10 protein-coding genes are annotated in these 14,313 nt (G+C 43.2%); 5 read left to right on the top strand and 5 right to left on the bottom strand.

Annotated elements, in window-relative coordinates; translation table 11 throughout:
• Positions 1–76: 76 nt before the first annotated feature.
• Positions 77–2,116 carry a penicillin-binding protein PBP4(5) gene (gene pbp4, locus C6347_RS16810; RefSeq protein WP_106071873.1) on the bottom strand — a complete coding sequence of 680 codons (2,040 nt, stop codon included), beginning with the start codon at positions 2,114–2,116 and terminating at the stop codon, positions 77–79.
• 262 nt (positions 2,117–2,378) lie between these two features.
• Here pbp4 and C6347_RS16805 point away from each other — a divergent pair, with 262 nt between their 5' ends.
• Positions 2,379–3,794, top strand: a complete 1,416-nt coding sequence (locus C6347_RS16805) for an SLC13 family permease (RefSeq protein WP_060595735.1) — start codon at positions 2,379–2,381, stop codon at positions 3,792–3,794.
• 204 nt (positions 3,795–3,998) lie between these two features.
• Here C6347_RS16805 and bcaP read toward each other — a convergent pair whose 3' ends face one another.
• Both bcaP and C6347_RS16795 read right to left on the bottom strand, forming a co-directional pair.
• The gene (gene bcaP, locus C6347_RS16800) at positions 3,999–5,390 is read right to left on the bottom strand and encodes a branched-chain amino acid transporter BcaP (RefSeq protein ID WP_106048674.1); all 1,392 of its coding nucleotides are present in this window, start codon (positions 5,388–5,390) and stop codon (positions 3,999–4,001) included.
• Between the two features lie 181 nt (positions 5,391–5,571).
• Positions 5,572–6,645: a tetratricopeptide repeat-containing glycosyltransferase family 2 protein gene (locus tag C6347_RS16795; protein WP_106071872.1), complete on the bottom strand. Its 1,074-nt coding sequence runs from the start codon at positions 6,643–6,645 to the stop codon at positions 5,572–5,574.
• Between the two features lie 133 nt (positions 6,646–6,778).
• On the opposite strand from C6347_RS16795, the gene C6347_RS16790 reads away from it, so the two are divergent.
• Positions 6,779–8,668, top strand: a complete 1,890-nt coding sequence (locus tag C6347_RS16790; RefSeq protein WP_060595738.1) for an ABC-F family ATP-binding cassette domain-containing protein — start codon at positions 6,779–6,781, stop codon at positions 8,666–8,668.
• A gap of 25 nt (positions 8,669–8,693) precedes the next feature.
• Here C6347_RS16790 and folE2 read toward each other — a convergent pair whose 3' ends face one another.
• A complete protein-coding gene (gene folE2 / locus C6347_RS16785) occupies positions 8,694–9,590 on the bottom strand; it encodes a GTP cyclohydrolase FolE2 (protein WP_066031185.1) in 897 nt (298 codons plus the stop codon).
• Positions 9,591–9,733: 143 nt separating this feature from the next.
• On the opposite strand from folE2, the gene C6347_RS16780 reads away from it, so the two are divergent.
• Positions 9,734–10,159, top strand: coding sequence for a MerR family transcriptional regulator (locus tag C6347_RS16780; protein ID WP_060595739.1), 426 nt, complete (start codon positions 9,734–9,736; stop codon positions 10,157–10,159).
• 56 nt (positions 10,160–10,215) lie between these two features.
• Positions 10,216–11,406: an MFS transporter gene (locus tag C6347_RS16775; protein WP_066031184.1), complete on the top strand. Its 1,191-nt coding sequence runs from the start codon at positions 10,216–10,218 to the stop codon at positions 11,404–11,406.
• Between the two features lie 49 nt (positions 11,407–11,455).
• On the opposite strand, the gene C6347_RS16770 is transcribed toward C6347_RS16775, so the two are convergent.
• Positions 11,456–13,009, bottom strand: a complete 1,554-nt coding sequence (locus tag C6347_RS16770; protein WP_024426645.1) for an ABC-F family ATP-binding cassette domain-containing protein — start codon at positions 13,007–13,009, stop codon at positions 11,456–11,458.
• Positions 13,010–13,161: 152 nt separating this feature from the next.
• Between C6347_RS16770 and C6347_RS16765 the strand changes: the two genes are divergently transcribed.
• Positions 13,162–14,304 carry a DEAD/DEAH box helicase gene (locus tag C6347_RS16765; protein WP_066031182.1) on the top strand — a complete coding sequence of 381 codons (1,143 nt, stop codon included), beginning with the start codon at positions 13,162–13,164 and terminating at the stop codon, positions 14,302–14,304.
• Positions 14,305–14,313: the final 9 nt, after the last annotated feature.

Here is a 14,313-nt window from a genome sequence, read left to right as displayed (position 1 = left end):
TAAGGTGAACTATAAAACAATAGCAAATTGTCATGATTTAGAAAAAAGAGACACAAGTGCTTGTGTCTCTAAAGGGTTATTGATAAAAAGATGCGATCACAGGCTTCATTTTTTGAATGACGAGTCCGCTTCCGCCGCGGTTTTTCACACCTTCAATCATGCCGACGAGGACGTAATCTTCTTTTTTAGGATTAAATGCAAGTAAAAATCCATTTTCAGAACCGTCTGTTGCCCCTTGTTTGCTCTTCAGCTCTGCCGTTCCTGTTTTAGCGGCAATATCAGCTCCTTCAATTTGTAAGGAGTGAGCTGTACCGTTTGGACTGGTCACGACCTGAGTGAGCGCGTCTTTCACTGTGTTTGCCGAGTCTTCTTTGATGATTTGTTTTGGTGATGCTGTTTTTTCATCTTGAACGACTCGAGGATAGACAAGCTTGCCTCCTGTTGCAAATGGAGAATAGGCATGTACTTGTTCAATCGGTGACATGAGTAATTCGCCTTGGCCATAGGCAGAGTCAGCAAGTAAGATGTCCGATTGAATGCCATCGTTCGATACTTGTGCTGGTTTCATTGTAAATGGCATGTGCAAATCTTCGCCAAATCCAAATGCTTTTACTTTTTTCTCGTAGGTGTCTTTGCCAATTTCCAGTGCTTCCTGTCCGAAGTAAATATTGTCTGAGTACACGAGGGCATCGACCATATTTACGTTTTCTTTATCGTGAACCCGTGTAATTCGATAATTGCCCCAAGATTGATCCTTTTGCCATTTCAGTCCATGAATGGTGCGTACTTTATTAGGTTTTGTGACACCTGTTTCCAGCCCGATGGCCGCTGTAATGGTTTTGAATGTAGACCCTGGTGCATACCGGCTCGCATACCGGGCTTGGAATGGGAGGTCTGGGTTTTCGCTGTATGCCTGATATTGTTTAGGTGTGATCCCGTTTGTCATGAGATTGACATCGTAGGAAGGGGTGCTGACAAGCGCTAATAGATCCCCTGATGATGGATTCATGATGGTGACGGCTCCTTTTTCACCTTTCAGCTGTTCATAGGTTTTTTTCTGTAAAGAAGCATCAATGGTCAGCTTCACTGTTTTTCCATCTTTTCGATCTGATTTTTGTAATGTTTCTTCAATGCCTGTTTCATCATGGACGATCAGAATGCTTCCGCCATCTTGTCCGCGCAAGTTTTTGTCAAACGTAAATTCAAGGCCGGTTTTGCCGATGATTTGATCTGCTTTTAATGCCGGATTTCTTTTGATATCATCTGCATTTGCTTTTCCGACATAGCCGGTGAGATGGGCGGCGGCTTCGTTATAAGGATAGTAACGCATTTCCTTCGATTGATAGGTGACGCCTTTTACATCCTTTGGAATCGGCTTTTGCTCTAACATTGATTTGAGCGGGACAAACGTGTCGTCTGTGACCCATGCTTGTTTCAGCTGATTGTCAATCAGTTCTTCGTCTATATCAAACGCCTTGCTGATTTTTTTGATATTGCGTTCTTTTTCTTTCCCTGTTCCGAGTTTACCTGGGATGATGCCAAGTGCGTTTCCACCAGTTGTTTCTGCCAGCGTACGCCCTTTTCGGTCTACAATGTTTCCACGGACAGCAGGGTCTGATTTGACTTTGATAGTATCTCCCTTCTCCATTTGCGGGAAGATGAGATTTGGCTTCCAGTCCACTTTCCACTTGTCATCTTCTTCTGAGAGAACGCCCTTGTAAGAAAGCTTGTGCAGCTTGCCAAAAGACGTTTTCATTGTCACATCATAGGAAAATTGATACCCATTTCCTTTGTCCTGTTTTTCGACGTTGAGCTTTGATATGTTCAGATCATAAGCACCAATTCCGTTAAAGATATTGTCATATTTTTCGGCTAGTTGTTTTTTTGAGAAGTCATTGGCTTTCAAAGACGCACTCGTTACCTCATCAGCCAGCTTCGTAAAGTCTTTCTTCTCCAATTGTTTCGTAAAGGATTCAGCCGCTTTTAAAGCCTCTTTTTCTTTTGAGAAAAGAGTATCTTTTAAGAAAAAGAGAGCAGCTGCTATCACGATGATGCTAAGAAGAGGAATAATGAATTTTTTCTGTTTCCAAAATGATTTTCTTTGATCCTTATACAATGAAAACACCTCAATTTTTGATTAGATCTTCTATATTTTACAGTGATTGCACATGATTTGTATAGTTTCTCCTATGAAAATAGACCAAGGCATCATGTCATGGTATTGGAAATGGGAGTAAAATGACAGCTGTTTTTATGAAAGATATCTTCATTTTTTCATATGATTTAAAGGATTTCTTAAGAGATCATCGAATGTGGAAAATTAGAAAAAATATGACAAGCGCTTTCAATAGGGGGGAATTGTTATCGTTTATAAAAAAGTGAATGTAATTGGACTTATTCTTGGACCGACACTCTTCTTGCTCGTTCTGTTTCTCATACCTGAAGATGAATTGACCTATGCTGCGAGGGTAGTCTTGGGCATTACGGCTTGGACGGCAACATGGTGGGTGACAGAAGCACTGCCCATACCTGCAACATCTTTATTGCCCATCATCCTACTGCCGACACTTGGCGGGCTTTCTATGGAACAGACATCAAGGGCTTATGGAGATCCGATCGTTTTTATGTACATGGGAGGATTTATGATTGCTATTGCCATTGAAAAATGGAACTTACATAGAAGAATGGCCTTACACATTTTGAGGGTGATTGGCACAAGAAGTGATCGCATTGTATTAGGTGTCATGATCGCGACTGCTTTTTTATCTATGTGGATTTCGAATGCAGCGACAGCCCTGATGATGCTCCCAGTGGCACTTGCAGTGATTAAAGAGGTCAAGGCTAATGAAATCTTATCTGGTCCATCTCTTGATCGATTCAGTAAAAGCATCTTATTGTCGGTTGCGTATTCAGCGTCAATTGGTGGTCTAGCAACACTTGTCGGATCTGTGCCAAATGCGGTGTTTGCTGCGATGTCAAAAAAACTGCTAGATCGGGAAATTATGTTTTTTGAATGGTTTTTGTTTGGTTTTCCTGTTGCGATGATTCTGCTCATTCTCTTATTTCTGTATTTGACCAAGGTACAGTTCAAGGTAGAGCACACAGGTGAAATGAGTGTAGCGTTCATTCGAAAGGGATTAGAGAATTTAGGAAAAATGAAACAAGAGGAAAAATGGGTGTTTGTTGTTTTTCTCATGACGGCGTTTTTGTGGATTTTTAAGCTCTTTTTGTTTGGAGGGATCACCGTATCTGATACGTCTATCGCCATTTTCGGTGCCATGCTGTTATTTCTCATTCCAGCAACAAATGGAGAGAGAATATTAGAATGGCAGGATATGAAACAGCTGCCGTGGGGGCTTTTGCTTTTGTTTGGAGGTGGGCTTTCGCTCGCTACGGGCTTTGCAGAAACCAATCTAACGGGATGGATTGGGGAAAATCTACAGCATTTAAATGGGCTTTCGTATATCGTGCTGTTGATCATTTTAACGGGAGCGATTTTGTTTATGACTGAAATTATGTCGAATACAGCTGTTGCCAATATGATTATTCCGATTACGGTAGGGCTTGGGCTTGCGATTGGTATGGAGCCATATGGGTTAATGGCTGCGGCTGCTTTGGCTTCTTCATGTGCGTTTATGCTGCCGATCTCCACACCGCCAAACGCCGCTGTCTTTAGTGCGGACGTGCTGAAAATATCTGATATGGTCAGGGCAGGCTTTTGGTTAAATATCATCAGTATTGTGGCGATTGTCCTTGCGGTGTATTTCTGGCTCCCGATTGTGTTTAAAAGCTGAGCGGGTTAAGAAGATGGCTTTGATCGAATCGAGACCGTCGGTGTTTTTGTTTCTTTTGGCTTCGGTGGTGGTGTGGATTTTTTGATGTGAGTGTCCTTTGGCGTGTAATAAGCGTGTTAGATCCAGACATGGTGGACTCAAATTCAGCCAAAAACAGCGTGATTTAAGCAAAAAAAAGAGACCGGGAAACCCCGTGTCTCTTTTCTAATGTGTTTCATTAAGATGACTTTTTCGTCTTGCATAGGTGAAGTAAACAACGACACCAATGGCTACCCAGATAAGGAAGGCTCTCCAAGTCACCCATGAAAGGGTCGTCGCAAGTGTGATACAAATGACCGCACTGATAATCGGAAGAACAGGCACGAATGGTACTTTAAACGCTGCTTTGACATTCGGGTGCTTTTTCCGTAAAACAATGACGGCAATTGAAATCACTGTAAAGGCTGCAAGTGTACCGATACTCACTAAATTCGCAAGCGTCGATAAATTCACAAAACCTACGATACATGCTGCGACAGCACCTGTCAGCCAAGTGTTGGCAACGGGTGTTTGCGATTTTGGATGAACATTTGAGAAAATTTTTGGCATGAGTCCATCGCGGCTCATCGCAAAGGTTAAGCGAACCTGCGCATAGACCAAGGCAATTAAAACCGTTGTGATCCCAATAATGGCACCGGCTGATATGATACCTGCCACACTATGAAGGCCAACGACTTGAAGAGCAAATGCGACAGGGTCACTGACATTCAGTTTCGTATAGTGAACCATGCCGGTTAAGACAAAGGACACACCAATGTATAAAATGGTACAAACACCGAGCGCCCCGATAATGCCGATCGGCATCGCCTTTTGCGGATTTTTGACTTCTTCAGATGCATTGGCGATCGCATCAAATCCGAGATAAGCAAAAAAGACTGTTGCCGCGCCTGCGATTACTCCTTCAAAGCCCATCGGCATAAAGGGTGTCCAGTTTTCAGGTTTGACGTAAGCAAGGCCTGAAATGATAAAGAGAAGGACGATGGCAATTTTGATTAACACAATGATGTTATTCAGCTTCGTGCTTTCTTTGACGCCTCTTGAGACGATAAAGGTGATGAGTAAAATAATAAGTGCGCCTGGAAGGTTAAAGACGGCACCATCAGCGGCTCCAGGTGCAGCTGATAAAGCCTTCGGTATGTGCAGACCGAATCCACTGAGCAGTGATTGAAAATAGGACGACCATCCACTTGCTACAGCAGAGAGCGCAATGACATATTCAAGCATGAGATCCCAGCCCATTAAGAAGGCGAGAAATTCCCCAAGTGTGGCGTAGGAATACGTATAGACGCTTCCTGACACAGGAATGGACGAGGAGAATTCAGCGTAGCAAAAAGCAGCAAGGGCGCATGCGATCGCAGCCAAAATAAAAGATATAATAATCGCAGGTCCCGCATCCTTTGCTGCCGCAACCCCCGTAATCACAAAGATACCAGTCCCGACCACGCAGCCAATGCCAAGCAAGATTAAATCAAACGTATTTAACGATCGGCTAAGCCGCTTCGTTTGACTTTCAAGCATGAGCTGGTCGAGAGACTTTTTTCGAAATAAAGAACTCATGTTGACCTCCTAATGGATAAATCTTTTCGTAAGACGAATGTTAGTATATGCGTAATTGACAATTTAGTCAATTGGTTGAAAAACGCTTTAAATCACTAAAGTGTTAAACATCACAATCGAATTTGTGCATAAAAAGAGACATCCGCTGGCAGGTGGAAGGCGGATGTGGTGACGGGGGGATCTATGTCTGTTCAGCAAATATTTTTTCATTGAACAGCACACTTGGATGAGTGGGGTAATGGGCGGAGGAGGCAAGGTGATGTGTCTTGGCTTTTTCCAAATCGCCGAGCTGATAATAACAATAGCAAAGCTGGAGATGTGGATACCACGTTTTATACTGTGTGAGTGTGAAGGCTGTTTCGTTTTCAGGAGCCTTCAGCGCCTGCTCATACCAAAAGATCGCTGCCTGATGTTTATTTTGTATTTTTAGATGATCCCCGATCCGGCAGCAAAATTCTGGACGGGGCTGATCGTATAAGAAAGAACGTAATAATGAGGATAAAGCCGCTTCCTCGAAGCCTGCCGCATAATAGCAGTCGGCTAAATATTGGCATGTGCGAATTTCATCCTCAATCCAGCACTGTTTTGTCGCTAAAAATTCATGATAAAAACGAATCGCCCTGACATGCTGCCTGTTATCTCTTAATTCATTGGCAAAGTAAAAGAGATCACGTGGCGTCATGTCCTCTCCTTTTGCGAGCATGTCTTCATAAATTCGAAGATTGCGCCCGGGCTCACCAGTGGTTGTTTTCTTGCGCTTTTGATGTGTGACGGCTATATCGGCTGGAAAGATGTTGCCATACACTTGAAGAAACTCATGTACGGCCCCGTACCACTGAAAGTTCAAGGCACGCTTCACAAGGCGATTTCTTCTATATTTAAAATTCACCCGACCGTCTTGATCAAATCCCACATGATAAAACATTGAGACGGCATCCACCGAAGGATCAAGCGTCTCTTTGAGCTGAAGAAATTTTTGACGGTCTTCTTCTAGTAGAACATCGTCTGCATCAAGCCATAAAATATACTCTTTCGTTGCATGTGAGAAAGCGAAATTGCGGGCTTTTGCAAAGTGCTGAACCCATTCGAAATCAAGTACCTGTGCTGAAAAGGAGTGAGCAATCTCCTTCGTACGATCTGTTGACCCTGTATCAACGATGATCATCTCATCTACAATGTCTTGGACAGAGGAAAGGCAGTCCGCTAACACCTCCTCTTCATTTTTCACAATCATACATAAGCTAATGGTTACCATCTTTAGATCACCTCTTCATAGTGTATCGAGCAGCAAAAGGAAACATTCTTTTCAGCAGCGGGTTTTTTAAAACTAGTTTTCTGCTACCGGCTGATTTAAAATAAAGGGAGAATCTATGTAAGGGCTGATAAAAATGAGTTTATTGAATGTTGAAGGATTATATAAAACATATGGCGAGAAAACGCTGTTTGATCATATTTCTTTTCATATAGAACCAAGGGAACGCATCGGATTGATTGGACCAAACGGAACAGGAAAGTCAACGCTCCTAAAGGTCATTGCAGGACTTGAATCGTTTGAGGAGGGTGACATCACGAAGGCAGGGACACTTGATATCGAATTTCTTGAGCAAGACCCTGAAATGAGCGGGAATGAAACGATTCTTGATTACATTTTTTCTGGAACGGCACCCATGATTCAAACGATGAAGGCATATGAAAAGGCGCTAGCCGATTTAGAGCATGATCCGCAAAATGAAGCAAAACAAGAAGCGCTCATGCGCATGCAAAATCGAATGGATCAGGAAGACGCATGGGATGCGAACCTGTCAGCAAAAACGATTTTGACAAAGCTTGGTGTCAAAGATGTGAGCCGCTCTGTTCATGCATTATCAGGCGGACAGAAAAAGCGTGTCGCGATTGCTAAAAATTTAATTCAGCCCGCGGGATTGCTGATTTTAGACGAGCCAACCAACCATCTCGATAATGCAACGATTGAATGGCTCGAAGGATATTTGAGTCAATACAGCGGTGCTGTCATTCTGGTGACGCATGATCGTTATTTCCTAAACCGTGTGGCCAACCGAATTTATGAATTGAATCAAGGGCAGCTCTATACGTATAAAGGAAATTATGAAGTCTTTTTAGAAAAAAGAGCCGAACGAGAAGCAGAAGCTCAGGTGAAAGAAACGAAGCGTCAAAACTTACTCAGACGAGAACTTGCATGGCTGAGAAGAGGGGCAAAAGCAAGAACGACGAAGCAAAAAGCTCGCATTGGCAGAGCCGAAGAGCTGATGGATCAAAAAGGGCCTGATGCGAAAGGAGAGCTTGATTTCGCTATCGGCTCGCACCGCCTAGGAAAACAAGTCATAGAGGCAGAAGACTTATCAATTTCATTTGCTGGCCAGACCCTTGTGGAGCGGTTTACAGATTTAGTCGTGCCGGGCGACCGGATTGGATTTATCGGGCCGAATGGAGTCGGCAAAACGACTCTTCTTAACTGTCTAGCGGGTAAAATAGAACCGACTACAGGACAATTGACGATTGGACAAACCGTTCGCATTGGCTATTACACGCAGGATCACAAGGAAATGGATGAAGAACTGACCATCATTGAGTACATCAAGGAAACAGCTGAGATCGTCAAGACATCTGATGGCGCCATCGTGACAGCAGAGCAAATGCTAGAACGGTTCCTATTCCCAAGATCCATGCAGCGGACGTTTATTCGCAAGCTGTCAGGGGGAGAACGCCGCAGATTGTATTTATTGAAAGTCTTAATGGAAGAACCAAATGTTCTCTTTTTAGATGAGCCGACGAACGATCTTGATACGGAGACCCTCAGCATTTTAGAGGATTATTTAGAACAGTTTCCTGGCGTTGTTATGACCGTATCGCATGATCGTTATTTCTTAGACCGAGTGGTTCACCGTCTGCTTGTCTTTGAAGGTAATGGCCGCATTTCACACTTCCAAGGTGCTTACAGCGATTACATGGAGCAAGAAAAAGAGGCGAAGCGGACAGAGACAAAGCCTGCTGAGAAACAAGTAGAAGCGGCGCCTAAAAAGAGAAAAAAACTTTCTTATAAAGACCAGCTTGAATGGGACGGAATTGAAGACCGGATTCAGGCATTAGAGGAAAAACACCAGCAGCTTGAAGCAAGCATTGCGGAGGCAGGCAGTGATTTTGGAAAAATTCAAGAGCTGATGGACGAACAAAAAGCCGTTGCTGAAGAACTAGAACAAGCAATGGACCGCTGGACAGAACTATCGCTGATGATTGAGGAATTAGAGAGTCATGACTAAGAAATAAGAAACCTGTAGAGTTGATCTACAGGTTTTTTTGATAAGAGCATTTCGCATAGGCATCATGCTGATGAATGGATTCCTCATTACGACACTCGACTTGAAAGCCCCTGACCCATGGCTGCTCATATAATTCGATGGCCATTAACCTTGTGAGATCTTCTACAAAGCGTGGATTTTCATAAGCCTCTTCTGTCACTTTCTTTTCATCAGGTCTTTTAAGCACAGGATACAGCGGTGCACTCGCATTGGACTCAATGATATGTAAAAGAGCTGCTTTCATGTCGTTAGGGAATGATGCTTGTTCAAACAACTCTACCTGAATGGAAACAGAGCCACGCTGATTATGTGCACCGTATTCACTAATTTCTTTAGAACAAGGACATAATGTGGTGACTTGTGCATCGCAGCCAATATGACAGGTCCATCCATCCTTTTCATGAAAATGAATGTCATATGTGATTGTCGCATGCATCAAACCCGATTTCCCGGTGACTGGGCTTTGCTTTTCCATGTACCAAGGGAAGGAAACTTGAACCGAGGCAGATGACTGATTCATCTGACGGGCAAGCGCTGCTGTCAATGCTTTTAAGCTATTCACATCAAGCGGCTTTCCGCTTTCGTAAAACGAGTGCAGCTGTTCAGTGAGACGGCTCATATGAATGCCTTTTTCGTGAGCTCTCAGGGAGGTACTCAGTGCAAAGTCAGCAGAAGTTATTTGGTCCTGCGGTGCCGTTTTAGACAAAATTCGTACAGGATAAGACACGCGGCAGATGCCGACTTGTTCAAGATGAAAATAAAAGTCCTGCTCCGTCTTTTGGGTGTCAGTCATGTTCTCTTTTTGAGAAGGCTTCGTTCCAAGGCTTGGCGGTACAGATCCGAATTGTTGGTGTCGTTCTTTTTTGGGTGGAAAAGAAAACATGAGATCCCTCCTTTAAATCGTAATAATTCCTATTTATTTTGCATCAAAACACGAGAAAAATCAAGAGTGAGAACATTTACGTTTACGTTAAGGTTATAAAGGTGTATAATAAATCATGAATTGATGAGCAGGAGGCACTGGCAATGGAATGGATGAAAATTGATCAAGTGGCGAAAAGAAGCGGACTGACCAAACGGACGATACGTTTCTATGAAGAGATTGGTTTATTATCAGCACCAAAGCGGACAGAGGGCGGTGTCAGACTTTACTCAGAGGACGACATGGAAGAACTAGAGAAAGTGATGCAGGCAAAAGAGGTACTTGGATTTTCTTTACAAGAGCTTCAATCGTTTATGGAAATAGGAAAGCAGCTTGAGCTGAATAAAGAAGGTTACTTGCTGTCGCTTGATCCGAAGGAACGATTAGAGAAGCTGTTAGATATTGAGGCGCAGCTGTCTGTACAGCATCAATTGATTACAAAAAAGCTTGAAACGATTCAATCTTTTAAAAAGGATCTTGAAGCGATGAAAGAAAGAGCGGCTCATGCAATTGAGCAATTACAAAAATAAACACCTCTGCGTGTTTATTTTATTTTGTCAACATTTGAAGGAAAGGTTCTGATGGAATGAAGGAAGAAGAAGTGTTGAAACAGCGTACAAGTCTGCTTAGGCAGCCGAAAGCCGTCTGGGCTGTTGCCTTTGCGTGTGTGATTTCATTTATGGGGATAGGACTTGTGGACCCGATCTTGCCAGCCATTGCATCACAATTAGATGCATCTCCAAGTCAGGTCTCTCTTTTATTTACGAGCTACTTACTTGTGACCGGCTTTGTCATGTTTTTTACCGGCTTTATCTCTAGTCGGATTGGTGCGAAATGGACGTTATTAATAGGACTTATTTTTATTATTGTCTTTTCTGCTTTAGGCGGTACCTCTTCAACGATTAATGAATTAATCGGCTTTAGAGGCGGATGGGGCATTGGGAATGCCTTATTTATTTCAACTGCCCTCTCTGTGATTGTCGGTGTGTCTGTTGGAGGAAGTGCGAAGGCCATTATTTTATACGAGGCTGCACTAGGTCTTGGGATTTCGGTTGGACCGCTGCTTGGCGGAGAGCTTGGGACGATCTCTTGGCGCGGGCCATTCTTTGGCGTTGCGGTGTTAATGCTTGTTGCTCTTTTAGCCATTACGTTTATGCTCCCGCCGATGCAAAAACCTCAGAAAAAGGTGAAATTATTCGAGGCTGTCGGGGCGTTAAAATATAAAGGGCTATTAACGATGGCATCTGCGGCTTTCTTATACAATTTTGGTTTCTTTGTGCTTTTAGCCTATTCGCCATTTGTGCTTCATCTGGATGAGCATGGTCTTGGTTATGTCTTTTTTGGATGGGGACTATTTTTGGCAGTGACATCCGTCTTCTCAGCGCCGGTCATTCATCGCAAACTTGGGACATTGACTTCCCTTGTGGTTCTGTTTGCTTCATTTGCTGTGATTTTATTCGGCATTGGGGTATGGACTTCACATGTTGTAGTCGTCATCTGCGGAATTGTTATTGCTGGGGGCATCCTTGGCATGATCAATACAGTGCTCACGACCGCTGTGATGGGATCGGCGCCGGTTGAACGTTCGATTGCTTCATCCTCTTACAGTGCTGTGCGGTTTATTGGGGGCGCGATTGCTCCTTGGATTGCCGGAGTACTTGCTGAATCTTACACAGCAAGCACCCCTTACTATGTAGGGGCGGCTGTCGTTCTGTTAGGCATGATCATCCTGCTTCTTGGCCGGAAGCATTTGGTCAATATTCAAGCAGGTCATTAAATAGAAAAAAGCCTTATATCTTCTGAACAGATATAAGGCTTTTTTGTCGTTATAATACTTTTGTCGTCCAAGATTCGCAATTCCAAGTTTCAGTGGCTACATCTTGATAAAATTCAGGTTCGTGAGAGATCAATAAGACGCTCCCTTTGTATTCTTTTAATGCACGTTTTAGTTCTTCTTTTGCATCGACATCCAAGTGATTGGTCGGCTCATCGAGAACAAGTAAGTTGGTTTCTTCGTTGATCAGCTTACAAAGACGGACCTTTGCTTTTTCTCCACCGCTTAAAACAGACACGCGGCTTTCAATATGCTTTGTCGTTAATCCGCATTTTGCAAGAGCGGCTCTGACTTCATATTGCGTGTAAGAAGGGAAGGTACTCCACACCTCTTCAATACAAGTGTTGCTGTTTTGCTCTTTTACTTCTTGCTCAAAGTAGCCAATATGCAGGAATTCTCCGCGTTCCACCTCACCAGAAATTGGCGTGATTTCTCCAAGAAGACTTCGCAGCAATGTCGTTTTTCCGATACCGTTAGCGCCGTATAACGCAATTTTTTGCCCGCGTTCCATTTTCAGATTCAATGGACGAGAGAGCGGTTCATCATAACCAATGACCAAATCTTTTGTTTCAAAAATCAATTTCCCGGAAGTTCGTGCCGGCTTAAAGTGGAATTCAGGCTTTGGCTTTTCTGCTGCGAGTTCAATCATATCCATTTTATCCAGTTTCTTTTGACGGGACATGGCCATATTTCTTGTGCTGACACGTGCTTTGTTTCTTGCAACAAAATCCTTTAATTCAGCGACTTCCTGCTGCTGCCTTTTATAAGCTGCTTCAAGCTGCTGCTTTTTGACTTCGTACACTTGTTTAAATTGATCATAATCACCAACATAGCGCGTGAGCTCTTGATTTTCAACATGATAAATCAAGTTAATGACGCTGTTTAAAAATGGAATATCATGTGAAATGAGGATAAACGCATTTTCATATTCCTGTAAATAGCGTTTCAGCCACTCAATATGCTGCTCATCCAAATAGTTGGTTGGCTCATCGAGAAGGAGAATTTCTGGCTTCTCTAACAGCAATTTCGCAAGCAATACTTTTGTACGCTGCCCGCCGCTCAGCTCCGTCACATCACGGTCCAGCCCAAGATCCGTTAACCCAAGACCTCTCGCAATTTCTTCGACCTTGGAATCAATGATATAAAAATCATTGTTTGTGAGCGCATCTTGAATGACGCCAACTTCCTCTAACAGCTTTTCCAGCTCATCAGGATCGGCTTCACCCATTTTGCCGTAAATGTCATTCATCGCTGCTTCCATGGAAAATAAATAGTGGAATGCATCCTGAAGCACTTCGCGGATCGTTCTTCCCTTTTCTAGTACAGTATGCTGATCAAGGTAGCCGACACGGACATTTTTTGCCCATTCGACTTTTCCTGCATCTGGCTCCAGCTTGCCAGTAATAATATTCATAAACGTTGACTTTCCTTCACCGTTGGCGCCAATTAAGCCGACATGCTCGCCTTTTAATAAACGGAAGGAGACTTCGTGAAAAATGGCTCTGTCGCCAAAGCCATGGCTTAAATCTTTAACAGATAATATCATTTTTTACACCTCAAATAGATTCAAAACGGCTAGTGCCTCTCATGATTATATCGAACTGTCCGGCTCGATAAAAGCATCAAAAGAAAAATTGCGTTTCAAAGCTGATTTTGAGATACTAAAGGATAGATTGAATGAGGATAAAGGAGATCGACATGATAGAAAATTGGGCATTTTTGAAAGAAGCAAAGCCATTTATTCAGGAAAACTTTCAAGCGGCTGGCTTCGAAAAACCAACAGCTATACAAGAAAAAACAGCAGAGTGGATTACGGAGAAGCGTGATGTGATCGCGGAATCGCCTACGGGAACGGGGAAGACACTGGCGTATGTTTTGCCGCTTTTAAATAAAATCGATGTGAATATCAAGCACCCGCAAGTCTTAATCTTGGCACCTTCAAGAGAGCTTGTGATGCAAATTTTTGATGTCGTGCAAGAGTTCAAACAAGGGTCAGATATCAAAGCGGTCTCCTTGATTGGTGGAGCGAACATCAAAAAGCAGCAGGAAAAACTAAAGAAACACCCGAACATCGTTGTCGCAACACCTGGCCGTGTACAGGAATTAATCAAAATCAAGAAACTGAAAATGCACGAAGTCAAAACGGTCGTGCTAGATGAAGCAGATCAGCTTCTTGTGCCAGAGCATATGAAAACGATCCAAGCGATCATTAAATCCACATTAAAAGAAAGACAAATCCTCTGTTTTTCTGCGACGTTAAAAGAGGAAACGGTTCAACTGATTAAACAAATGACGTCTGAACCAGAAGTATTGAAAATTGCCAGAAGTGAGGAAGAAGCGCAGAAAGTAGGACACTATTATCTGTTATGTGATCAGCGTGATAAAGTGAAATTACTGCAAAAGCTATCACGGCTTGAGGACATGCAGGCGCTCGTCTTTGTGCGTGATATTACGAATTTAAGCATTTATGCAGAGAAATTAGCGTATCACCATGTCGACCTTGGTGTGCTTCATAGTGAGGCGAAAAAAGCAGAACGTGCTATCATCTTAAAGGAATTTGAACAGCGTGAATTCCCGCTTCTCCTTGCAACAGATATCGCAGCAAGAGGCATCGACATTGACGATCTGCCGTACGTGATCCATGCCGACCTGCCAAACGAAGAAGGCTATATCCACCGTTCAGGCAGAACCGGGCGCGCAGGAAAAGAAGGGGCTGTCATCAGTCTTGTCACACCTCAAGAGCATGCAATGCTCAAAAAAATGGCGAAAAAGCTGAATCTTACGCTTCAGGAAATTGTTTATAAGCAAGGCCAGCTGCATCTTGCGCCCAAGCAAGCATAAAAAAAGGAC

This window comes from Bacillus sp. NMTD17 (assembly GCF_002998735.1).
GTDB lineage: Bacteria > Bacillota > Bacilli > Bacillales > Bacillaceae > Bacillus.
The sequence above is the reverse complement of the archived record's forward strand: the minus strand, read 5'-3'. Positions and strand labels throughout refer to the sequence as shown.

Excerpts from the sequence above, each read along its gene's own strand:
- bcaP (WP_106048674.1), bottom strand. The coding sequence starts at position 5,390 with ATGAGTTCTTTATTTCGAAAAAAGTCTCTCGACCAGCTCATGCTTGAA.
- C6347_RS16795 (WP_106071872.1), bottom strand. The coding sequence starts at position 6,645 with ATGGTAACCATTAGCTTATGTATGATTGTGAAAAATGAAGAGGAGGTG.
- C6347_RS16790 (WP_060595738.1), top strand. The coding sequence starts at position 6,779 with ATGAGTTTATTGAATGTTGAAGGATTATATAAAACATATGGCGAGAAA.
- folE2 (WP_066031185.1), bottom strand. The coding sequence starts at position 9,590 with ATGTTTTCTTTTCCACCCAAAAAAGAACGACACCAACAATTCGGATCT.
- C6347_RS16780 (WP_060595739.1), top strand. The coding sequence starts at position 9,734 with ATGGAATGGATGAAAATTGATCAAGTGGCGAAAAGAAGCGGACTGACC.
- C6347_RS16775 (WP_066031184.1), top strand. The coding sequence starts at position 10,216 with ATGAAGGAAGAAGAAGTGTTGAAACAGCGTACAAGTCTGCTTAGGCAG.
- C6347_RS16770 (WP_024426645.1), bottom strand. The coding sequence starts at position 13,009 with ATGATATTATCTGTTAAAGATTTAAGCCATGGCTTTGGCGACAGAGCC.
- C6347_RS16765 (WP_066031182.1), top strand. The coding sequence starts at position 13,162 with ATGATAGAAAATTGGGCATTTTTGAAAGAAGCAAAGCCATTTATTCAG.